Genomic DNA, 20,250 nt, shown 5'->3' with positions numbered 1-20,250 from the left:
TTCAGGCCCTCTTCAGCGCGTTGACATGGCGCAGAAAGTCCTGCCGTACTTCGTGGCTTTTGTAGTTAACCGAGGCGTTTCCATCCTGATCGATGATGATGCGGTCGCCATCCTCTACGGCTTCGATAATTTCCTGGTGACTCATGACCTGCAACAAGGATTCCGGGCTGGAAAAGAGCGTCATCAGTAAATGTTTCATCGCGTGACATCCTTATGAATTAAAAGGATAAGTCTGGAAGATAAATGGCACCTTTGCCTTAAGGTTATCCCTAAAAAAACGCCAGCCTGGCGGCGAAATTCATATTTTTCACAAAATGGTTGTGCATGGTGATATTCCATGTAACTGAAAAACAATAAGAATAAAAAATATATCTGCGCAAACTTGGACAAATAAAGTTAATTGTGTAAGTTTAAATTATGCGATTCCGCTACGTTGTTTACACCCAGGATGTGACCCATGAGCACGTTGCCGTCCGTCATCAGTCGGTTCATTGATTACTACGCCACGCTGGATACCCAGCCACCTTCGGCGCTGGCGGGGATTTATCGCGCCGATGCCACGCTTATCGATCCCTTTGGCGAACACAGCGGGGTGTTCGCGATTCAGCGCTATTTCACCCATCTGCTGGCTAACGTCCAGCACTGTCGCTTTACCGTCGATGCACCGTTGCAGCAGGGCGATCGCTTTGTGGTCACCTGGATGATGCACTGGTCGCACCCACGTATCGCCGGGGGGGCAATGCGCCAGCTGCCAGGCTGCTCCGTGGTAGACATGCGCGACGATCGCATTGTTCGCCAGCGGGATTACTACGATGCCGGAGAGATGATTTACGAACATCTCCCGATACTCGGCTGGGCCGTGCGCGGCGTGAAGCGAAGAGTGAAATCATGAAAACGGTTCTGATCACCGGCGCAAGCTCGGGCATCGGGGCGGGGCTGGCGAAATCTTTTGCCGACGATGGTTACAGGGTGATTGCCTGCGGGCGCGATGCGCAACGTCTGGCAGCCGTGCATCAGTACAGCCCCAACATTACGGTGCGCCTGTTCGATATGACAGACAGGGACGCCTGTCGCCAGGCGCTGGCGGACTGTACTGCCGACACGGTGATTCTCTGCGCCGGAACCTGCGAGTATCTCGACCGCGGCGAGGTGGATGCCGAGCTGGTGGCGCGGGTCATGACCACCAATTTCATCGGGCCGGTAAACTGCCTTGCGGCGTTGCAGCCGCAGCTGGTATCCGGCAACCGCGTGGTGCTGGTCAGTTCGATGGCGCACTGGCTTCACTTCCCGCGAGCCGAAGCGTATGGCGCCTCTAAAGCGGCGTTAACCTGGTTCGCCGATACGCTGCGCCTCGACTGGGAACCGAAAGGGATTGCCGTCACGGTCGTTTCACCCGGTTTTGTCGACACGCCGCTGACCCGCAAAAACGATTTCCCGATGCCGGGCCGGGTCAGCGTGGGGGACGCCGTCCACGCCATTCGTCGCGGTCTGGCAAAAGGGAAGGATCACATCGCGTTTCCCGCCGGGTTCAGCCTGGCGCTGCGCCTGCTTTCCGGCCTGCCCGATGTACTTCAGCGCGCACTGCTGCGCAGGATGGTGCGACCATGAAAATCGCAATTATCGGCAGCGGCATCGCCGGGTTAACCTGTGCCTGGCGGCTCGCCGGACATCATCAGGTCACGCTGTTTGAGGCGCAGGCCACGCCGGGCGGCCATACCGCAACGGTGGATGTCGATACGCCGCAGGGCAGCTTTGCCATCGATACCGGTTTTATCGTCTACAACGACCGCACCTATCCGCGCTTCATGGGGTTGCTCAGCGAACTGGGCATCTGCGGGCAAAAAACGCAGATGAGCTTTTCGGTGCACAACCCGCAGAGCGGGCTGGAGTACAACGGGCACACGCTGACGTCGCTGTTCGCCCAGCGACGTAATCTGCTCAACCCGGCTTTCTGGACGCTGCTGAAGGAGATCGTGCGCTTTAACCGGCTGGCGAAACAGACGCTCCGGGGCGAAGTCGATGGTTCCGCCACGCTGGAAACGTTCCTGCGCCAGCACCGTTTTACGCCCTTTTTTGCGCGCCACTACATCCTGCCCATGGGGGCGGCTATCTGGTCGTCGTCGCTACAGGAGATGAAACGCTTTCCGCTGCCGCTCTTTTTACGCTTTTTTGAAAACCACGGTCTGCTGGACATTACCCATCGTCCGCAGTGGTACGTGGTGCCAGGCGGCTCCAGGGAGTATATCCGCGCGATGCTGGATACGCTCGGCGATCGCCTGACGCTGCACCTTAACGCGCCGGTGCAGCAGGTTATTCGCCACGATCGTGGGGTTGATATTGCGCGTGAGGGCGTAACAGACACTTTTGATCAGGTGATCTTCGCCTGCCACTCCGCTCAGGCGCTGGCGATGCTCGCCAGCCCAACGCAGGCTGAACGCGAGGTGCTGGGGGATATCGGCTGGCAGCGTAACGAGGTGGTGCTTCACCGCGATCCGCGCTGGCTGCCGGTGCGCGAACGCGCGTGGGCGAGCTGGAACTACCGCCTCAGCGAGCAGGATCAGGCCAGCGCCTGCGTCACCTACAACATGAATATCTTGCAGGGACTGCCGCCGGGTAGCCCGCTGTTTTGCGTCACCCTCAACCCGGAAACGCCGGTGGAGGAACGGTTTGTGCTGCGCCGCTTTGTCTATGAGCATCCGCTTTTTAACCCGCAAAGCTGGCAAGCTCAGGCCCGGCGCGGCGAAATAAACGGTCGCCAGCGGAGCTGGTTCTGCGGCGCGTACTGGTACAACGGCTTCCACGAAGATGGCGTGCGCAGTGCGCTGGACGTGGTCAACGCTATCGCGACCGGGGAGGGCAACTGAGATGAACAGCTGCCTTTACCACGGTACATTGCGCCATCGTCGGCTTGCGCCGAAAGCGCACCACTTTACCTACAGCGTATTTATGGCCTGGCTCGATCTGGATGAGCTGGACGCGCTGCCCTCTGTCGGCGTGCGTCGTAACCGCGTTGCGCCCGCGGCATTTTATGATGCGGATTACCCGCTGGGCACGCCGCTCAAAGCGCGTGTCCTTGAGTGTCTGGAAAATCTGACCGGCGAACGTCCGGCGGGGCGGGTCATGCTTCTGACTCAGCTGCGCTATTTCGGTTTTCATTTCAACCCGGTCAATTTTTACTACTGCTATGACGGGGAAGACACCCTGCGCTGGGTTCTCGCCGAAGTCCGTAACACGCCGTGGAATGAACGACATTACTACGCGGTAGCGGGGCGGGACGCCCCGCCGACGGAGAAAGCGTTTCACGTCTCGCCCTTTAATCCGATGGATATGATCTACCACTGGCGCTTCAACAGCCCGGACAGCACGCTGCGCATGCATATCGAAAACCATCAGGAGACGAAGGTGTTTGATGCCACCCTGACGCTGCGCCGGGTCCCGCTGACGCGCACGGCGCTGCGTTCGCTGCTGGCGCGGATCCCGTTGATGACCCTCAAAACCGTTTTCGCCATTTACTGGCAGGCGCTCAGGCTGTGGCTGAAGCGCGTACCGCTGCATAACCATCCCCTCAGCAGGAGTGAACGCTCATGACCAATCCCGTCTTTGCGCTTGAACCCGATATCCCGCGCAACGTCCGCGTCGCGCGATGGTTGCTCTTCCGCCTGCTGAATGGCCTGCACGGTGGCTCGCTGACGCTGCGTGAAGGCGCGCAGACGTTCCAGTTCGGCGACGCTTCCGCCGCGCTTCACGCTGAGGTGCAGGTACTTGCTCCGGGCGTCTACTGGCGCATTTTAACCGGGGGCAGCCTCGCCGCGGCACAAGCGTGGATGGATGGCGACTGGGAGACGCCCCACCTGACGCCGCTGCTGGAGCTGATTGCGCGCAATAGCCAAATCCTCGGAAAGCTGGAAAAAGGGTTTCGCCTGCTCGGGAAACCGGTGGAGCGGCTGCGGCACTGGATGCGGCGCAACTCACGCGCGCAGGCGCGGGAAAATATTGCCGCCCATTACGATCTGGGCAACGCCTTTTACGCCCATTTCCTTGATGAACATCTCCTGTACTCCAGCGCGCTGTTTAGCGGGGACGAGCAGGATCTGACCGCGGCTCAGCAGGCGAAAATGGCGAGGCTGTGTGACCAGCTGGCGCTCACGGCAAACGATCATCTGCTGGAGATTGGCACCGGCTGGGGGGCGATGGCGGAATATGCCGCCCGTCATTACGGCTGCCGGGTGACCACCACCACGCTGTCGCAGGAGCAGTACCGCTGGGCCACCGCGCGCATCGCCCGGGCAGGGTTGCAGGATCGTGTTGAGGTGCTGCTCTGCGACTACCGCGATCTGACCGGGGTCTACGACAAGCTGGTGTCGGTTGAGATGATTGAGGCCGTCGGTCAACGCTACCTGCCAACATTTTTCCGCACCTGCCAGGCGCGTCTGCGTCCAGGCGGGCGGATGGCGATTCAGGCCATCACCATTCAGGATCAACGCTATCGCGACTACAGCAAAAGCGTCGATTTTATTCAGCGCTACATCTTCCCCGGCGGCTTTTTGCCCAGCATCACCGCCATGAATGAACTCATGACCCGCCATACCGATTTTGTGGTGCGTAACCTCTTCGATATGGGACCGGACTACGCCCGCACGCTGGCGCACTGGCGTCAGCGGTTCGTTCACGCCTGGCAGGAGATTGAAAAGCTCGGGTTTGATGACCGTTTCCGCCGGATGTGGCTGTACTACCTCGGCTACTGTGAAGCCGGGTTTAATGCCCGCACCATCAGCGTGGTGCAGCTGACTGCGGAACGCGTATGAAGCGCTACGGGCAGGTATTTCTGTTGGCCATCGGGTTTGATCTCTACTGGACGCGCTCTGGGCGCTGACGGGGCTGATTGCGTTCACGGGCGCGTCCCTGATGCCGCTATGGATGGTGGCGCTGTGGCTAATGTTTGCCACCGTCTGGACGCAACTGACCCGCACGACCACCTTGCCGGGCTGGTTGCTGAAGGTACTGGCGACCCTGGGCGGGCCGGTGGCCTACCTGATCGGCGAGCGTCTGGGGGCCGTTTACCGTTTATACCTCTCAGCTTCTGACGCCCGACGGCAGCTATACAGGGTTAGAAGGCGATAATGCGCTGATTATCACCTATGCCCGGGACATCGATGGTGACGACCTGGTTGAGGCGACCCGCGACCAGTGGCAGGCGCAGGGCATTTTGCAGCAGGAGCCGCAGAGTGAAGCCTGGCTGAGCGAATATCCTGAACTGCGTCAGCAGTTAATCGGAGGACCACAATGAAACGTTTCCTGTTAATGGCGCTTGCCCTGACGATGCTGGTGGCCGGATGTAGCACCGAGGTGACAGAGTATCGTCAGCAGCAGCCACGGCTTGATATTTTTACTTACTTCCAGGGGAAAACCGAGGCGTGGGGGATGGTGCAGGATCGCAGCGGTAAGCAGATCCGTCGTTTTCACGTCGAGATCGCCGGGGATGTTATCGGCGATACGCTGACCCTGAATGAACATTTTGTCTACGATGACGGCGAGAAGCAGCAGCGCGTCTGGCATATCCGCCGCGTAGGGCAGAATCGCTATGAAGGCACGGCGGGTGACATAGAAGGTGGCGCGACAGGCCAGGCGGCGGGCAATGCCCTTAACTGGCGCTACAGCATGAACGTGAAGGCGGACGGCAAAACCTGGCTGCTGCACTTTGATGACTGGATGTATTTGCAGGACAGCACCCGTCTGTTTAATAAAACCGAGATGAAGAAATTTGGCGTCACCGTCGCCACGGTGACGCTGTTCTTTACCCGCAAAGAGGGCGGTCAATCCTCTTCGGGCTGAGGTTTACTGCTTGAGTAGATGAAGAAGAGCGCAATACTCAGGCAGACGACGGCCCCGAAACGGCTCACTGAAAACGGAATGGCTTCATTGTTCAGCCAGCCAAAGTTATCAATCAGCATGCTCATGGCCAGCTGGCCCAGGATAACCGCTACCGTGGCAACGGCGGTCCCGATGCGCTGCACTGCGAGCACCATAATCACGATATAGGGCACGCCGCAGAGGGCCCCCAGAAGCTGCCATTTGGGCACATCCATCAGGCTGACCGCCTGTTTCGGCTCAAAAAAGAAGATCAGCAGGGCGGTCACCAGCGCGCCGACGGAAAACGTCAGAAACGCGCTTTTAAATACCCCCACGCTGCTGCCTAATTGCCCGTTAATAGCAGCCTGAATGCTCAGCGTTGCGCCGCCAATCACCGCCAGAATAATCATAATTACTGTCATAACGTTACACCTGCGCCACGAGAATGAGCGCGGCGATGATAAATCCCAGCGCAATAATGCGTTTTGTATCGATCCTGCGGTGCGGCGTACCCAGCAGGCCATAGTGGTCAATAATCAGGCTTTTAAAAACCTGGCCTGCCAGAATGCCGATCATCGTCATGGCAATGCCGATCGCAGGCGTGGCAATGGTGAGAATGATGACGTAAACCGGGCCGAGCACGCCGCCCAACAGGTGCCATGAAGGCTGCGCAAAAAATGAGGGACTGTTGCGCGGGCTGAAAAACAGCATCAGCAGAAACGTCAGCCCCGTTCCCACGCTGAATATGCTGAACGCCGCCCACAGGTCGCCCACCTCTGCGCCCAGCGGCCCCAGCAGCCCGGCTTCCACGGACAGCCCCATGCCGCCGGCAATCACCAGTAAAATTAAAATAATGTGCATAACGCTTTTTCTCCTTTTTCCAGGCGGAGAAGATTACGTCTGAACATCATTGAGAAAAATGCCATAATGCAGGAAACACCTTTGCAGGAAATGCATTAATGATGGGTGCCGGACATATCAGCATTCGCGCGCTGCTGATCTTCATCGACGTTTATGAAACGCAGAATTTTTCCGTGGTGGCGAGGCGGGAAGGGATTTCTGCGTCGCAGGTCTCACGCGTGATCCACCAGCTTGAGGACGCCCTCGGGCAACAGCTTTTCTACCGCAACACGCGGGCGATTATGCCCACAGAGAGCGGGCATCTTTTTGTGCGCTATGCCCGTGCGATGGCCGGGAATATGGAGGACGCGCGACGCGAGCTGGATGAACGCGCCCGCGAGCCGTCGGGCACGCTGCGTATCAATGGCCCGGTCTTTTTCGGACAAAGGCACATCGCGCCGGGCCTGCCGGGGCTTCTGGCGCGTTACCCTCGTCTCTCCATTGAACTGACCCTCACCGACGATTTTATCGATCCGCACCGTGATGCCGCGGACGTTATCTTCCGCATCGGCGCGCTGACGGACTCCTCGTTTCACGCCCGGGTGTTCGGGCAGCAGTTCTATCATCTGGCGGCCTCGCCGGACTATCTGCAAAAACATGGCGCGCCCGAGGGGCCGGACGATCTCAGCCGTCACCACTGTCTGGTTTACCGCGGCTCGTCCGGGCCTAACCGCTGGCTGATCCGGCGGCCGGGCGAGGCGTGGGTTCACTATCCCATTGTACCGCTGATGACTTCCAATAACGCGGAAACGCTCCTGATTGCGGCGCTGGGCGGCATGGGCGTTGTGCTTTTCCCGGACTGGATGGTGAGCGAACGGCTCAAAAGCGGTGAGCTGGTGGCGCTGCTGCCGGAAATGGAGTGTTCAATTAATACGGAGCCACTGACGATTGCGGCGATTTACCCGAACGCGCGTCATCCGCCCCTGAACGTCAGGGCGGTGATTGATTACTATATTGAGCGGTTCGGTACGCCGCTGTACTGGCAAACCTGAAGGTTAGCGGGCAAGCTCGCGACGGATAATGTCGGCCCCGGCGCTTAACGCCTTCAGCTTACCGTTGGCGACCTGGCGGGAAAGGGGGGCCATACCGCAGTTGGTGGACGGATAGAGCTTGTCTGCATCAACAAACTGCAACGCCTTGCGCAGCGTATCGGCCACCTCTTCAGGCGTTTCGATGGTCTGGGTGGCGACGTCAATTGCCCCGACCATCACTTTTTTACCGCGGATAAGCTCCAGCAGATCCATCGGCACGCGCGAGTTGTGGCACTCCAGCGAGATGATATCGATCTTCGAGGTCTGTAACTTTGGAAATGCCTCTTCATACTGGCGCCACTCGGAGCCGAGCGTCTTTTTCCAGTCCGTATTGGCTTTGATGCCGTACCCGTAACAGATATGTACCGCGGTTTCGCATTTCAGCCCTTCAATGGCGCGCTCCAGTGCGGCGATACCCCAGTCATTCACCTCGTCGAAAAAGACGTTAAAGGCAGGTTCGTCGAACTGAATAATGTCGACGCCGGCCGCTTCCAGCTCGCGGGCCTCCTGATTGAGAATTTTAGCGAACTCCCAGGCCAGCTTTTCGCGGCTTTTATAGTGGGCATCGTATAGCGTGTCGATCATGGTCATCGGGCCGGGCAGCGCCCACTTGATCGGCTTGTCAGTCAGCTGGCGCAGGTATTTCGCGTCGTCAACAAACACCGGCTTCTGGCGCGCCACCGCGTCTACCACGGTCGGCACGCTCGCATCGTAACGGTTACGGATGCGTACCGTCTGACGGTTCTCAAAATCCACGCCGCTGAGATGTTCAATAAAGGTGGTGACGAAATGCTGGCGGGTTTGTTCCCCGTCGCTGACGATATCAATCCCGGCGCGAATCTGTTCATCCAGAGACAAACGCAGCGCATCCTGTTTCCCTGCCAGTAATTCCTCGTCCTGGAGTTTCCACGGCGACCAGAGCGTTTCCGGCTGCGCAAGCCAGGTGGGTTTCGGCAGGCTGCCAGCCGTTGATGTCGGGAGCAATGTTTTCATAAAAGAACCTTTTATCCGTATTAAATTAAAGCGTGAAGTGTTGAGACCACTGCTCAAGAAGGGTTTTATAGGGTTTGATAAACCGCTCTTCGGTATATTTACCCTGTTCAATGGCCAGCCGGCTGCGCTCTTCACGGTCATAGACGATTTTGGTTAATGAGTGATCCTGCTGATTCAGGTCGGGCTGATAGCACTGTCCCGCAGCGGAATTGGCATTGTAAATTTCTGGTCGATAGATCTTCTGGAACGTCTCCATGGTGCTGATGGTGCCGATCAGTTCCAGATTGGTGTAATCACGCAGTAAATCGCCGGTGAAGAAGAAGGCAAAAGGCGCGACGCTGTTTTCCGGCATGAAATAGCGAACCTTCAGGCCCATCTTCGCGAAGTACTGTTCCGTTAGCGACTCGCCGTCCGGCTGGTACTCATAGCCCAGCACCGGGTGGTGGTTACCGGTACGACGATAGGTGTCTTTGCTGGAGACGCTCAGGCAGATCACCGGCGCTTTTTTAAAGTTCGCCTGATATTCCGCAGAATGAACGAAGCTTTTAAAGATATTGCCGTGCAGCTCGCCAAAATTCTCGGGGAGAGAGAAACGAGCCCGGTCTTTATTATGCTCCAGCAGCAGGACGCTGAAATCATAGTCACGAACATACGATGAGAAGTTATTTCCGACGATGCCTTCGATGCGCTCGTGGGTTTTTTTATCCACGATCGTCGTTTGCAGAATTTCGATGGCCGGGAAAGTAAAATCGCCGCCGATATTCATATCGACTGAAATAATCTCCAGCTCGACGGCATAGCGGTCAGCTTTCGGGTTATCCCAGCTCGCCAGCGCGTTAAAGCGGTTGTTGATCATCACCAGCGTATTGCGCAGGTTCTCCTGACGCTTCTCGCCACGCGCCAGGTTGGCGAAGTTGGTGGTGGTACGCGTGTTTTCTGACGGGTTATAATTTTCATCAAAGCAACTGCGCTTAAGGGTAAATGTGAAAGCCTGACTCATTTGGTTATGCATCCTAAGTTCATGTTGCCGGAACGTTATCAATGCATAATTTATGCCTGAGCCACTGGCGCAGGGGAAGTGACTTAATTTCACTGCAACATGAGGGTTCTTCATGAACTGCGCGATTCAGGTATAATCCCCCGACATTTCCAACCGGTTTAAACGAACATGACAAAACTCACCCTACAAGAGCAGATGCTGAAAGCGGGCTTAGTCAGCAGTAAAAAGATGGCGAAGGTCCAGCGCACGGCGAAAAAATCCCGCGTCCAGGCTCGCGAGGCGAGAGAGGCTGTTGAAGAGAACAAGAAAGCCCAGCTGGAGCGTGATAAGCAGCTGAGCGAACAGCAAAAACAGGCGGTGCTGGCAAAAGAGTTCAGGGCGCAGGTGAAGCAGCTGATTGAGATGAACCGCATCACCGTGGCGAAGGGCAATATTACCTTTAACTTTACCGACGGCAACCTTATCAAAAAAATCGAGGTCGATAAGCAGACGCAAACCCAGCTGATCAACGGCCGTCTGGCGATTGCCCGACTGGTGATTAACGCGAATGGCGACTGTGATTACGCGATTATCCCGGCGGTAGTGGCGGATAAAATTGCCCAGCGCGATGCGGACAGCATTGTGCTAAACAGCGCCCTGAGTCAGGAAGAGCAGGACGAAGACGATCCGTACGCAGACTTCAAAATCCCTGACGATTTAATGTGGTAATCCCCGCTCAGAACGGCGCGGCGTGACGGGCGTTTATCGTTTCGCCGCTCAGCGGATGAATAAAATTCAGAGCGCTTGCATGCAGCATCAGCCGGGGCGTTTCTTCCGCCCCCGGCCATTCCAGACCACCATACAGATCGCACCCCAGAATAGGGTGGCCTAACCGCTGGCAGTGAATGCGCAGCTGGTGGGTGCGCCCGGTCTCCGGGGTAAGCTCAACCCGCGTCAGCGGCATTGTCGTATCCTGGTAAATACGTTCCACCACCCGATAGCGGGAGCGAGCGGGCTTACCGGTGCGGGCACAGATCGTCATCAGCGGAAACAGCGCCGGATCTTTGGCAATCGGCGCATCCACGGTCCCTTCGTCCTGTTCCACATGTCCGCACAGCAGGGCGGTGTAAACCTTGTTCACGGCGCGCTGACTGAACTGGTGGCAAAGCGCGGCGTTGATCGCTTTGTTACGCGCAATGACCATCAGACCCGAAGTGCCAAAATCAAGACGATGCACCAGCGTGCAGCCGGGAAAGGTTTGAACAAGACGGTGGTGGACGGAATCGAGGTTTTGCGGATTTTTCCCCGACAGGCTGAGCAGACCGGAAGGTTTATTGATCAGCAGCAGATGCTCGTCCTGCCAGAGGATCTCAATGTCGTCGTGACAGGGTGGTGCAATAAACGTATCGATAATGACAGACATCAGGCCGCCGGGCTGGAGAGTGGGTGCGGATGATAACGAAATACGGGGGAAAAGAAAAACCCTCCCACCGGGCGGTGAGAGGGGGAAAACTTAGGCAGCGACCAGGCTGTCGATAGCGGCTTTCGCGTCGGTCTGCGCTTTGGTGGCCACTTCCGGGCCGTAAGCGATACCTTCAGCGAACACGAAGTTCACGTCGGTAATGCCGATGAAGCCCAGGAACAGCGTCAGGTACGGTGCGACCAGGTCGGTAGGGGTATCTTTGTGAATACCGCCGCGGCTGGTCAGTACAACCGCACGCTTGCCTTTCACCAGACCTTCCGGGCCGTTCTCGGTGTAACGGAAGGTTACGCCAGCACGCGCCACCAGGTCGAAGTAGTTCTTCAGCTGGGTAGGAATGTTGAAGTTGTACATTGGGGCGTTGATCACGATAACGTCGTGCGCCTGCAACTCAGCAATCAGCTCGTCGGAGAGCGCCAGGGCTTCCTGCTGACGCGGGGTAAGAGGCGCATCGCTCGGACGCAGCGCGCCAACCAGCTCGCCGTCCAGCACAGGAATTGGGTTTGCCGCCAGGTCACGCACGGTGATTTCATCCGCGCTGTGCTGTTCACGCCACTGTTCAACGAAATAGTCAGACAGCTGACCAGACTGTGAATACCCTGCCAGAATACTGGATTTCAACACTAATACTTTGCTCATGGGAAATTCCTGTTTTGTATTTGATTGAGGGGGTTGCCCCGTTGCTTGTTGACACTTTATTCACAATCCTGCCACAGGGATAGCGCAATATATCGAAGCCTATGTTCGAATTTTTTGAATAAGGCGCGAAAAGCGCTGATGTGGTACTCTATACCAATCATTAAAAAGAGATTTTATCCGGCAGTGCACTGCCCGTTAACGCTATGACAGAACACCAAAAATTGACCTTCCCGATGCTGATGCAAAAGCTTGATTCGCTGATGCTGCGCGATAAACAGCGGTTTGCGCGCCGTCTGCACGGCGTTAAGAAGGTTAAAAATCCTGATGCACAACAGGCCATTTACCAGGAGATGGCCAACGAGATTGAACAGGCGGCAGGGAAAGTTGTGCTGCGTGAAGCCGCACGTCCGGAGATTACCTATCCGGAAAATCTGCCCGTCAGCCAGAAGAAACAGGACATTCTTGAGGCCGTACGCGACCACCAGGTGGTGATCGTCGCGGGGGAAACCGGTTCAGGTAAAACCACTCAGCTGCCGAAAATCTGCATGGAGCTGGGCCGCGGGGTGAAAGGGCTGATCGGTCACACCCAGCCGCGTCGTCTGGCGGCGCGCACCGTGGCGAACCGTATTGCGGAAGAGCTGCAAACGGAGCCGGGTGGCTGCATCGGCTACAAGGTGCGATTCAGCGACCACGTCAGCGATAACACCATGGTTAAGCTGATGACCGACGGTATCCTGCTGGCGGAAATCCAGCAGGATCGTCTGCTGATGCAGTACGACACCATCATCATCGATGAAGCGCACGAGCGCAGCCTGAACATCGACTTCCTGCTCGGCTACCTGAAAGAGCTGCTGCCCCGGCGTCCGGATCTGAAAATCATCATCACCTCCGCGACCATCGACCCGGAGCGCTTCTCAAAACATTTCAACAATGCGCCGATTATCGAGGTGTCAGGACGCACGTATCCGGTGGAAGTGCGCTATCGCCCGATTGTGGAAGAGGCGGACGATACCGAGCGCGACCAGCTTCAGGCCATCTTTGATGCCGTCGACGAGCTGGGCAACGAGAGTTCTGGCGACATTCTGATCTTCATGAGCGGCGAGCGCGAGATCCGCGATACCGCCGATGCGCTCAGCAAGCGCGATCTGCGCCATACTGAGATCCTGCCGCTGTACGCGCGCCTGTCGAACAGCGAGCAGAACCGCGTGTTCCAGCCCCACAGCGGGCGCCGCATCGTGCTGGCGACCAACGTGGCCGAAACTTCGCTGACCGTACCGGGCATTAAATACGTGATCGACCCGGGTACGGCGCGCATCAGCCGCTACAGCTACCGCACCAAAGTTCAGCGCCTGCCGATTGAGCCGGTTTCGCAGGCGTCGGCTAATCAGCGTAAGGGGCGCTGCGGCCGCGTGTCGGAAGGGATCTGTATTCGTCTCTATTCGGAAGACGATTTCCTGTCGCGCCCTGAGTTTACCGATCCGGAGATCCTGCGGACCAACCTGGCATCCGTTATCCTGCAAATGACCGCGCTGGGGCTGGGCGATATCGCCGCCTTCCCGTTTGTGGAAGCGCCGGATAAGCGCAATATTCAGGACGGGGTGCGGTTGCTGGAAGAGCTGGGGGCCATCACCACCGACGAACAGGCGACGGCCTACAAGCTAACGCCATTGGGCCGCCAGCTTAGCCAGTTGCCGGTCGACCCGCGTCTGGCGCGCATGGTGCTGGAGGCGCAAAAACACGGCTGCGTGCGCGAGGCGATGATCATCACCTCGGCGCTCTCCATTCAGGATCCGCGCGAGCGTCCGATGGACAAGCAGCAGGCGTCGGACGAAAAACACCGTCGCTTCCACGATAAAGAGTCCGATTTCCTCGCCTTTGTGAACCTGTGGAACTACCTTGGCGAGCAGCAAAAAGCGCTCTCCTCGAACCAGTTCCGCCGTCAGTGCCGGGTGGATTTCCTCAATTATCTGCGCGTACGCGAGTGGCAGGATATCTACACCCAGCTGCGCCAGGTGGTGAAAGAGCTGGGTATCCCGGTGAACAGTGAACCGGCGGAGTACCGCGAAATCCATATCGCCCTGTTGACTGGCCTGCTGTCTCATATCGGGATGAAGGATGCGGATAAGCAGGAATATACCGGCGCACGCAACGCGCGTTTCTCCATCTTCCCGGGCTCCGGTTTGTTTAAGAAGCCGCCGAAGTGGACCATGGTCGCCGAGCTGGTGGAAACCAGCCGTCTGTGGGGGCGTATCGCCGCGCGTATCGATCCGGAGTGGGTTGAACCAGTGGCGCAGCACCTGCTGAAACGCTCATACAGCGAGCCGCACTGGGAGCGCGGGCAGGGCGCGGTGATGGCGACGGAAAAAGTCACCGTCTACGGCCTGCCGGTGGTGGCCGCGCGTAAGGTTAACTACAGCCAGATCGATCCGGCGTTGAGTCGCGAGCTGTTTATCCGCCACGCGCTGGTGGAAGGCGACTGGCAGACGCGTCATGCCTTCTTCCGCGAAAACCTGAAGCTGCGCGCCGAGGTGGAAGAGCTTGAGCACAAGTCCCGCCGTCGCGACATTCTGGTGGACGACGAGACGCTGTTTGAGTTTTACGATCAGCGCATCAGTCACGATGTGATCTCGGCGCGCCATTTCGACAGCTGGTGGAAGAAAGCCAGCAAAGAGGCCCCGGACCTGCTCAACTTCGAAAAGAGCATGCTGATCAAAGAGGGCGCGGAGTCGGTCAGCAAACTCGATTACCCGAACTTCTGGCATCAGGGCAACCTCAAGCTGCGTCTGACCTATCAGTTTGAGCCGGGCGCGGATGCCGATGGTGTGACGGTGCACATTCCGCTGCCGCTGTTAAACCAGGTGGAAGAGAGCGGGTTTGAGTGGCAGATCCCCGGCCTGCGCCGCGAACTGGTCATTGCGTTAATCAAATCCCTGCCTAAACCGGTGCGGCGTAACTTTGTGCCGGCGCCGAACTACGCCGAAGCGTTTTTAGGCCGCGTCACACCGCTGGAGCTGCCGCTGCTGGACGCCCTGGAGCGTGAGTTCCGCCGCATGACCGGGACCACCATCGACCGCGACGACTGGAACTGGGATCAGGTGCCCGATCACCTGAAAATCACATTCCGCGTGGTGGACGATAAAAACAAAAAGCTGCTCGAAGGCCGTTCTCTGACGGAGCTGAAAGAGGCGCTGAAAGGTAAAGTCCAGGAGACGCTCTCTGCGGTGGCCGATGACGGCATTGAGCAGAGCGGGCTGCACATCTGGAGCTTTGGTCAGCTCCCGGAAAGCTACGAGCAGAAGCGCGGGAACTACAGGGTGAAAGCCTGGCCCGCGCTGGTGGATGAGCGCGAAAGCGTGGCGATTAAGCTCTTTGACAATCCGCAGGAGCAACAGCAGATGATGTGGCGCGGGCTGCGTCGACTGCTTCTGCTTAACATCCCGTCGCCGATTAAGTATCTGCACGAGAAGCTGCCGAACAAAGCCAAGCTGGGGCTCTACTTTAACCCGTACGGTAAGGTGCTGGACCTGATCGACGACTGCATCTCCTGCGGTGTGGATAAGCTGATCCACGAGGCCGGCGGTCCGGTCTGGACGGAAGAGGGCTTTGCTCAGCTTCATGAAAAGGTGCGCTCGGAGCTGAACGACACCGTGGTCGAGATTGCCAAACAGGTCGAGCAGATCCTTACCGCCGTGTTCAATATCAACAAGCGCCTGAAGGGGCGGGTGGATATGACCATGGCCCTGGGGCTGTCGGACGTCAAGGCGCAGATGGCGGGGCTGGTGTATCGCGGCTTTGTCACCGGCAATGGCTTTAAGCATCTGGGCGATACGCTGCGTTATTTGCAGGCGATAGAGAAGCGTCTGGAGAAAATGGCGGTCGATCCGCATCGCGATCGTGCGCAGATGCTGAAAGTCGAAAACGTGCAGCAGGCGTGGCAGCAGTGGCTCAACAAACTGCCGCCGGCGCGTCGCGATGACGACGACGTGCGGGAGATCCGCTGGATGATCGAGGAGCTGCGCGTCAGCTTCTTCGCTCAGCAGCTGGGAACGCCGTATCCCATTTCGGATAAGCGTATCTTGCAGGCGATGGAGCAGATTTCCGGCTAAAACCGTTGCCCGGTGGCGCTGCGCTTACCGGGCCTACGGGAGAGCATGTAGAGCACGTAGGCCGGGTAAGGCGTAGCCGCCACCCGGCATGTCTTCAGGCACTGACCCAACCGCCACCCAGCGCTTTATACAAATCAATTTGCGCCAGCAGCAGGTTGTTTTTCACCTGTACCACGCTGGTCTGCACCGAGAACAGCGTGCGCTGCGCATCGAGCTCATCCAGATAAGAAGAGTATCCGTTGCGGTAGCGGTTTTGCGCAATCCGCAGCGTCTCCTGCGCGACCGTCTGCTGTGCCAGCAGCTCGGTAAGCTGTTCCTGATAGCGGGTGATGGCATCAAGGCTGTCATTCACCTCAGCAAACGCGTTACGCACGGTTTTTTCGTAGCTATACAGCGCCTGATTCCGCTGGGACTGAGAGATATCTACCTGCGCATTCAGCGCCTGACGGTTCAGCAGCGGCGCAAGAATACTGCCGCCCACGCTCCAGAGCTGTAGCGGGTTATCCAGCAAACCCGACAGCGTGCGATCCTGTACCGATCCCGTGGCCGTGAGGTTGATCGACGGCAGCAGGCTGGCGCGCGATGCCGCCAGCGTCGCGTCCGCCGCAATCAGCTGACGTTCAGCCTGGACGATATCCGGGCGCCGGTTCAGTAGCGTCGACGGCAGCTGGGAGGGCAGTTTCAGCGGCGTCAGGGCATCAAAGCTTTCACCGCGCGCAACGTCACCCGGGTTGCTGCCCAGCAGCAGGCTAAGCGCATTTTCCTGCTGCGCAATCTGGTGCTGAAGCAGTGGAACCTGGGCGCGGGTGGCGCGCAGCTCAGAATCCGATTGCATCAGCTCAAGGCGAGAGCTGTATCCCGTCTCAAACTGTCGCTTGGCGAGGTTGAACGCCTCTTCACGCGACTTCAGCGTGGACCGGGTAACGCGAAGCTGTTCGTCCAGGGACAGCAGGGTGACGTACCCGGAGGCCACCGAGGATGCGACGGTCAGATCAGCCGCCGCAGCCGCCGCCTTTTGTGCCTCCAGCGACGCTTCAGCGGCACGGGAGGTGCTGCGGTTTACGCCCCAGATATCCACGTCGTAGCTGGCGGTCAGGCTGCCTTTGTACAACGTACCGTATACCGGAAGCCCCGTGGCGGCGGACTGCGAGCGCGCGCGCGTCCCGGTCACGCCCGCGTCAAGCGACGGGAACAGGCTGCCGTCAGCAGCGTACACCCGGGCCTGGTACTCGTTAATCCGCTCGCGGGCAATCAGCACGTCGCTGTTATTCTTCAGCGCCTGATCCACATAGCGATTCAGATTGCTGTCGTGAAAATTTCGCCACCAGAGCTGCTCTGTCGGGCTGGCTGGCCCCGACGTCGCGCGCCACTGGGCCGGTATGTGCAGGGACGATTTGGCGGGCTCAACGTCTACCGACTGGCATCCCGCCAGGATAGTCATTATCAGCAGGCCGGCTATCGGGCGAAGCGTCATTGTTTCGCCTCCCGCGTGTCGATGGTCACCTGCACCGACATGCCAGGACGCAGCAGCCGGTACGCCTCCGGCTCACCGAGTACCTCAATGCGTACCGGGATGCGCTGGGCGATTTTAACAAAGTTGCCCGTGGCGTTGTCCGGGGTGATAGCGCTGAACTCGACCCCTGTGGCCGGGGATATGCTCTCCACGCGGCCCTGATAGGCTTTATCGTTTAAGGCATCGACGGTAAATTTCACCGACTGTCCGACGCGTAAATTCGCCAGCTGCGTCTCTTTGATATTGGCGATCACCCAGTGCTGCGGCGGGACCAGCGTGGTAAGGTGCGTCCCGGCGGTGACGTACGCCCCCAGACGCACTGCAATCTGCCCAAGCTGACCGTCACGCGGCGCGACAATCCGGGTGTTTTGCAGATCGATCTGCGCCAGCTCCAGCGCGGCTTTCGCATTCTCAACGTCCGCTTCCAGCGAACCGCGATTGACGATGACCGTTTGTAAATCCTGGCGCGACATCTCAAGCGTTGCTTTTGCCTGGTCGATATCGGCGCTCCCCTGGGCGGCACTGGCCAGCGCCGAATCGCGCTCGCGAATGGAGAGGGAACCGTCCGCGGTCAGCTCTTTCACGCGTTTCAAATCCGCCTGGGTTTTCAGACTTTGGGCACGGGCGTTTTTCAGCGCCGCCTCGTTTTTGGCAATCACCGCTTCCGCGCTTTTGCGCTGTTGCAGGTTGTTATTGAGGGCTGCAATTTTCATTGCCAGCTGCGCCTCGGCCTGATGGACGCGCTGGCGATAGATGCGGTCATCTATCTGCAACAGCAGCTCGCCTTTTTTAACCTGCGCGAAATCCTGAACATGGACCTCGGTAATGTAGCCGTTTACCTGGGGACTGATGAACGTGGTCTGGCCGCGCACGTAGGCGTTATCGGTAAACTGGGCATGACGCGTGAACGGGGGCAGCTGCCAGGCATAAAGGATCACCAGTACCCCGACAATGCCGATAGCCGCGGCGGTGAAAATGGAAACGACGCGCACATTTTTGCGGGTGTTGGCCTGCTCTTTGGCGGCATCCTGCTGACTCATAACTTCTCCTGAAAAATAGTCATTACTTGTTGCCAGTGGCGTTCTTAAGGGCCATACGGGCGGTGATGCGCAGACGCAGCAAGCGCCATAAAATCCAGACCAGCGTGGCAGTGGCAATGCTCGCCGTCAGGAGATAAGTATCGTTGTAAGCCAGAATATTCGCCTCAAGCGTCGTCACCGACTGAAGCTGAGTTATGGCCTGGGTTCCCAGCAGGGAACTGTCGCCTACCAGGCTTTTGTACATCTGGGTGTAAAGCTGTATGCGTTCGTTCACCAGCGGGTTAAGGGTGGTGAGCTGGTCAGCCAGCAGGCTGGAATGGTACTTCTCGCGCCAGGTCTGGAAGGTGCCGAGGATCGCGGAACCCAGCAGGCCCCCAAGGTTCTGACTCATGCCAAACATCACGGAAAAGCTGACCAGATTGCGCGGATCGGCGATCACCCCGCCAATGGCGGCCAGCATCGCAGGCGCAAGGAAGAACGCGCTGCCGAAGCCCAGCAGGAACTGGCTGAATATAAGCTGATCCGGCCGGGTCAGGTTGTTGGACTGGCTGTCCAGCAGCGAGGCAACGATCATCAGCGCCAGCGAGGTGATAATCGGCCAGGCCAGTTTAGTGGGCTTAATCGTCAGACAGCTGGTGACGATACCGCAGACGATCCCGGCGAAAATAGCCCACGCCAGATGGGTCATCTGTTCATTCTGTAAGCCTACATATTGCAGCCAGCCGATGACGCCCGTGTTCTGCTCCGCCAGTACGATGCGGATCAGCAGCATGATCAGCCCCAGGCGTACGATGCTGCCGCTGGAGAGCCAACGGGTATTAAGCAGCGGGTTGTTGCGGTTATGTTCAAACACGATCGCGGAGACAATCAGCACCAGCGAGAGAGCCAGCGCCCAGCCGATCCACGGCGCTTCAAACCACCAGTCCAGACGCCCTAACGACAGAACCGCGCACAGCAGCGCCATGCCGGGCGCAAGCAAAAAGAAGGTGATGAAATCTTTCTTCTCGAAGACCTTGCGTCGATCGCCCGGCGGCAGCTTGAGCGCCATCACGCAGGCCAGGGAGATCAGGGCCAGACCCAGCTCGAAGAAGTACAGCCCGCGCCACTCATCAAGCTGTAACAGCTCGGTGGAGAACAGCCGCGCCAGCGGGATCGCCAGCGACGACCCGGTTATGCCGATGGTCAGCGCCTTCAGCCGGTGCTTCGCGGGCCAGGCCTGTATCTGGTAATAAATGCCGAGCGAGCTGAGCGCGGCGGCGACCATCCCGTGTGCCGCACGTACCATCAGCGCCGAGCTGAGATCGTTCACAAACAGGTGGAAAAAGGTGACCAGCACATACAGCACCAGGAAGCCTTCCGTAAAGGCGCGCAAACCGTACTGCTGACGAAACTTTACCAGCAGCAGGTTGATGGAGACGTTGGTCATGACATAGACGGCGGGGAGCCAGGCGATTTCAGTCGACCAGGCGCCAAAGGTGCCTTGCAGGTTTTGCAGATTGGCGGTGACGACCGCGTTACCCAGCGCCCCGGTCAGACACACCAGCAGGCCGACCACGCCATAGGCGATTCGTTTCGACGTTGGATGTTCCGGGGTGGAAGGGGAACCCAGCAGGGCGGGTTTCTCGTGTGGCTGCCACTCGCGAGGAGCATAAGGGTCGCGTTGGGGCAGGCGCATAACGTGGTTTACCTTTCAAAATGTTGAATTGTGAGCGGGCTAAT

Annotated in this window: 19 protein-coding genes and 2 pseudogenes; 11 read left to right on the top strand and 10 right to left on the bottom strand. The window is 58.2% G+C overall.

Annotated elements, in window-relative coordinates:
- Position 1 precedes the first annotated feature (1 nt).
- On the bottom strand, positions 2-199 hold the full coding sequence (locus H2Z33_RS20215; protein WP_003857318.1) for a hypothetical protein: 198 nt from the start codon (positions 197-199) through the stop codon (positions 2-4).
- Between the two features lie 258 nt (positions 200-457).
- On the opposite strand from H2Z33_RS20215, the gene H2Z33_RS20210 reads away from it, so the two are divergent.
- From H2Z33_RS20210 to H2Z33_RS20180, 8 genes and pseudogenes are all read left to right on the top strand, one after another.
- Complete coding sequence (locus H2Z33_RS20210) at positions 458-892, top strand: nuclear transport factor 2 family protein (protein ID WP_063135138.1); 435 nt, start codon at positions 458-460, stop codon at positions 890-892.
- Positions 889-1,608 carry an SDR family NAD(P)-dependent oxidoreductase gene (locus H2Z33_RS20205; RefSeq protein ID WP_017384506.1) on the top strand — a complete coding sequence of 240 codons (720 nt, stop codon included), beginning with the start codon at positions 889-891 and terminating at the stop codon, positions 1,606-1,608. The genes H2Z33_RS20210 and H2Z33_RS20205 overlap by 4 nt, the downstream gene beginning before the upstream one ends.
- The gene (locus H2Z33_RS20200; RefSeq protein WP_023303690.1) at positions 1,605-2,864 is read left to right on the top strand and encodes an NAD(P)/FAD-dependent oxidoreductase; all 1,260 of its coding nucleotides are present in this window, start codon (positions 1,605-1,607) and stop codon (positions 2,862-2,864) included. Before H2Z33_RS20205 ends, H2Z33_RS20200 begins: the two co-directional genes overlap by 4 nt.
- Position 2,865: 1 nt before the next feature.
- Positions 2,866-3,588, top strand: a complete 723-nt coding sequence (locus tag H2Z33_RS20195) for a DUF1365 domain-containing protein (RefSeq protein ID WP_045357753.1) — start codon at positions 2,866-2,868, stop codon at positions 3,586-3,588.
- Positions 3,585-4,805 carry an SAM-dependent methyltransferase gene (locus tag H2Z33_RS20190; protein ID WP_047733401.1) on the top strand — a complete coding sequence of 407 codons (1,221 nt, stop codon included), beginning with the start codon at positions 3,585-3,587 and terminating at the stop codon, positions 4,803-4,805. The genes H2Z33_RS20195 and H2Z33_RS20190 overlap by 4 nt, the downstream gene beginning before the upstream one ends.
- A 40-nt stretch (positions 4,806-4,845) precedes the next feature.
- Positions 4,846-5,058, top strand: a pseudogene (locus H2Z33_RS23465) (DUF2878 family protein); the annotation flags it as partial.
- Positions 5,048-5,260 (top strand): annotated as a pseudogene (locus H2Z33_RS23540) (hypothetical protein); the annotation flags it as partial. The pseudogenes H2Z33_RS23465 and H2Z33_RS23540, both read left to right, overlap by 11 nt.
- Before the next feature lie 23 nt (positions 5,261-5,283).
- On the top strand, positions 5,284-5,832 hold the full coding sequence (locus H2Z33_RS20180) for a DUF3833 domain-containing protein (protein ID WP_017384502.1): 549 nt from the start codon (positions 5,284-5,286) through the stop codon (positions 5,830-5,832).
- Here the strand turns inward: H2Z33_RS20180 and H2Z33_RS20175 are convergent.
- Both H2Z33_RS20175 and H2Z33_RS20170 read right to left on the bottom strand, forming a co-directional pair.
- Positions 5,814-6,272 carry a DMT family transporter gene (locus tag H2Z33_RS20175; protein WP_003857305.1) on the bottom strand — a complete coding sequence of 153 codons (459 nt, stop codon included), beginning with the start codon at positions 6,270-6,272 and terminating at the stop codon, positions 5,814-5,816. The genes H2Z33_RS20180 and H2Z33_RS20175 overlap by 19 nt on opposite strands.
- 4 nt (positions 6,273-6,276) lie before the next feature.
- Positions 6,277-6,711, bottom strand: coding sequence for a DMT family transporter (locus tag H2Z33_RS20170; protein WP_063135139.1), 435 nt, complete (start codon positions 6,709-6,711; stop codon positions 6,277-6,279).
- Positions 6,712-6,809: 98 nt separating this feature from the next.
- Between H2Z33_RS20170 and H2Z33_RS20165 the strand changes: the two genes are divergently transcribed.
- Positions 6,810-7,742 (top strand): LysR family transcriptional regulator, encoded by a 933-nt coding sequence (locus H2Z33_RS20165; protein ID WP_033486781.1) that lies wholly within the window; start codon positions 6,810-6,812, stop codon positions 7,740-7,742.
- A gap of 3 nt (positions 7,743-7,745) precedes the next feature.
- Here H2Z33_RS20165 and H2Z33_RS20160 read toward each other — a convergent pair whose 3' ends face one another.
- The gene (locus tag H2Z33_RS20160) at positions 7,746-8,774 is read right to left on the bottom strand and encodes a methionine synthase (RefSeq protein WP_003857302.1); all 1,029 of its coding nucleotides are present in this window, start codon (positions 8,772-8,774) and stop codon (positions 7,746-7,748) included.
- A gap of 25 nt (positions 8,775-8,799) precedes the next feature.
- Positions 8,800-9,774 carry a DUF1852 domain-containing protein gene (locus tag H2Z33_RS20155; protein ID WP_023296571.1) on the bottom strand — a complete coding sequence of 325 codons (975 nt, stop codon included), beginning with the start codon at positions 9,772-9,774 and terminating at the stop codon, positions 8,800-8,802.
- A 168-nt stretch (positions 9,775-9,942) separates the two neighbouring features.
- Here H2Z33_RS20155 and H2Z33_RS20150 point away from each other — a divergent pair, with 168 nt between their 5' ends.
- A complete protein-coding gene (locus tag H2Z33_RS20150) occupies positions 9,943-10,482 on the top strand; it encodes a DUF2058 domain-containing protein (protein WP_017384500.1) in 540 nt (179 codons plus the stop codon).
- Positions 10,483-10,489: 7 nt separating this feature from the next.
- Here H2Z33_RS20150 and H2Z33_RS20145 read toward each other — a convergent pair whose 3' ends face one another.
- Positions 10,490-11,176 carry an RluA family pseudouridine synthase gene (locus H2Z33_RS20145; protein WP_063135140.1) on the bottom strand — a complete coding sequence of 229 codons (687 nt, stop codon included), beginning with the start codon at positions 11,174-11,176 and terminating at the stop codon, positions 10,490-10,492.
- 90 nt (positions 11,177-11,266) lie between these two features.
- Positions 11,267-11,872 carry an FMN-dependent NADH-azoreductase gene (gene azoR, locus H2Z33_RS20140; RefSeq protein WP_015570577.1) on the bottom strand — a complete coding sequence of 202 codons (606 nt, stop codon included), beginning with the start codon at positions 11,870-11,872 and terminating at the stop codon, positions 11,267-11,269.
- 203 nt (positions 11,873-12,075) lie between these two features.
- Between azoR and hrpA the strand changes: the two genes are divergently transcribed.
- Positions 12,076-15,978 carry an ATP-dependent RNA helicase HrpA gene (gene hrpA / locus H2Z33_RS20135; protein ID WP_063135141.1) on the top strand — a complete coding sequence of 1,301 codons (3,903 nt, stop codon included), beginning with the start codon at positions 12,076-12,078 and terminating at the stop codon, positions 15,976-15,978.
- A 94-nt stretch (positions 15,979-16,072) separates the two neighbouring features.
- Here hrpA and H2Z33_RS20130 read toward each other — a convergent pair whose 3' ends face one another.
- From H2Z33_RS20130 to H2Z33_RS20120, 3 genes are read right to left on the bottom strand one after another with little or no spacing between them, the layout of a single operon-like run.
- Positions 16,073-17,452 carry an efflux transporter outer membrane subunit gene (locus H2Z33_RS20130; RefSeq protein ID WP_033486784.1) on the bottom strand — a complete coding sequence of 460 codons (1,380 nt, stop codon included), beginning with the start codon at positions 17,450-17,452 and terminating at the stop codon, positions 16,073-16,075.
- On the bottom strand, positions 17,449-18,531 hold the full coding sequence (locus H2Z33_RS20125; RefSeq protein WP_063135142.1) for an HlyD family secretion protein: 1,083 nt from the start codon (positions 18,529-18,531) through the stop codon (positions 17,449-17,451). Before H2Z33_RS20125 ends, H2Z33_RS20130 begins: the two co-directional genes overlap by 4 nt.
- Before the next feature lie 22 nt (positions 18,532-18,553).
- Positions 18,554-20,206 (bottom strand): MFS transporter, encoded by a 1,653-nt coding sequence (locus tag H2Z33_RS20120; RefSeq protein ID WP_017384496.1) that lies wholly within the window; start codon positions 20,204-20,206, stop codon positions 18,554-18,556.
- Between the last annotated feature and the right edge of the window lie 44 nt (positions 20,207-20,250).

Origin of the sequence: Enterobacter sp. YSU, from assembly GCF_016082135.1 — a bacterium.
Taxonomy (GTDB): Bacteria; Pseudomonadota; Gammaproteobacteria; order Enterobacterales; family Enterobacteriaceae; genus Enterobacter; species Enterobacter hormaechei_C.
The sequence above is the reverse complement of the archived record's forward strand: the minus strand, read 5'-3'. Positions and strand labels throughout refer to the sequence as shown.

What these genes read in the sequence shown, in the direction of transcription:
- H2Z33_RS20160 (WP_003857302.1), bottom strand. Translation starts at nt 8,774, where the DNA reads ATGAAAACATTGCTCCCGACATCAACGGCTGGCAGCCTGCCGAAACCC.
- azoR (WP_015570577.1), bottom strand. Translation starts at nt 11,872, where the DNA reads ATGAGCAAAGTATTAGTGTTGAAATCCAGTATTCTGGCAGGGTATTCA.
- H2Z33_RS20125 (WP_063135142.1), bottom strand. Translation starts at nt 18,531, where the DNA reads ATGAGTCAGCAGGATGCCGCCAAAGAGCAGGCCAACACCCGCAAAAAT.
- H2Z33_RS20190 (WP_047733401.1), top strand. Translation starts at nt 3,585, where the DNA reads ATGACCAATCCCGTCTTTGCGCTTGAACCCGATATCCCGCGCAACGTC.
- H2Z33_RS20180 (WP_017384502.1), top strand. Translation starts at nt 5,284, where the DNA reads ATGAAACGTTTCCTGTTAATGGCGCTTGCCCTGACGATGCTGGTGGCC.
- H2Z33_RS20165 (WP_033486781.1), top strand. Translation starts at nt 6,810, where the DNA reads ATGATGGGTGCCGGACATATCAGCATTCGCGCGCTGCTGATCTTCATC.
- H2Z33_RS20145 (WP_063135140.1), bottom strand. Translation starts at nt 11,176, where the DNA reads ATGTCTGTCATTATCGATACGTTTATTGCACCACCCTGTCACGACGAC.
- H2Z33_RS20175 (WP_003857305.1), bottom strand. Translation starts at nt 6,272, where the DNA reads ATGACAGTAATTATGATTATTCTGGCGGTGATTGGCGGCGCAACGCTG.
- hrpA (WP_063135141.1), top strand. Translation starts at nt 12,076, where the DNA reads ATGACAGAACACCAAAAATTGACCTTCCCGATGCTGATGCAAAAGCTT.
- H2Z33_RS20215 (WP_003857318.1), bottom strand. Translation starts at nt 199, where the DNA reads ATGAAACATTTACTGATGACGCTCTTTTCCAGCCCGGAATCCTTGTTG.
- H2Z33_RS20150 (WP_017384500.1), top strand. Translation starts at nt 9,943, where the DNA reads ATGACAAAACTCACCCTACAAGAGCAGATGCTGAAAGCGGGCTTAGTC.
- H2Z33_RS20200 (WP_023303690.1), top strand. Translation starts at nt 1,605, where the DNA reads ATGAAAATCGCAATTATCGGCAGCGGCATCGCCGGGTTAACCTGTGCC.
- H2Z33_RS20120 (WP_017384496.1), bottom strand. Translation starts at nt 20,206, where the DNA reads ATGCGCCTGCCCCAACGCGACCCTTATGCTCCTCGCGAGTGGCAGCCA.
- H2Z33_RS20205 (WP_017384506.1), top strand. Translation starts at nt 889, where the DNA reads ATGAAAACGGTTCTGATCACCGGCGCAAGCTCGGGCATCGGGGCGGGG.
- H2Z33_RS20210 (WP_063135138.1), top strand. Translation starts at nt 458, where the DNA reads ATGAGCACGTTGCCGTCCGTCATCAGTCGGTTCATTGATTACTACGCC.
- H2Z33_RS20170 (WP_063135139.1), bottom strand. Translation starts at nt 6,711, where the DNA reads ATGCACATTATTTTAATTTTACTGGTGATTGCCGGCGGCATGGGGCTG.
- H2Z33_RS20155 (WP_023296571.1), bottom strand. Translation starts at nt 9,774, where the DNA reads ATGAGTCAGGCTTTCACATTTACCCTTAAGCGCAGTTGCTTTGATGAA.
- H2Z33_RS20130 (WP_033486784.1), bottom strand. Translation starts at nt 17,452, where the DNA reads ATGACGCTTCGCCCGATAGCCGGCCTGCTGATAATGACTATCCTGGCG.
- H2Z33_RS20195 (WP_045357753.1), top strand. Translation starts at nt 2,866, where the DNA reads ATGAACAGCTGCCTTTACCACGGTACATTGCGCCATCGTCGGCTTGCG.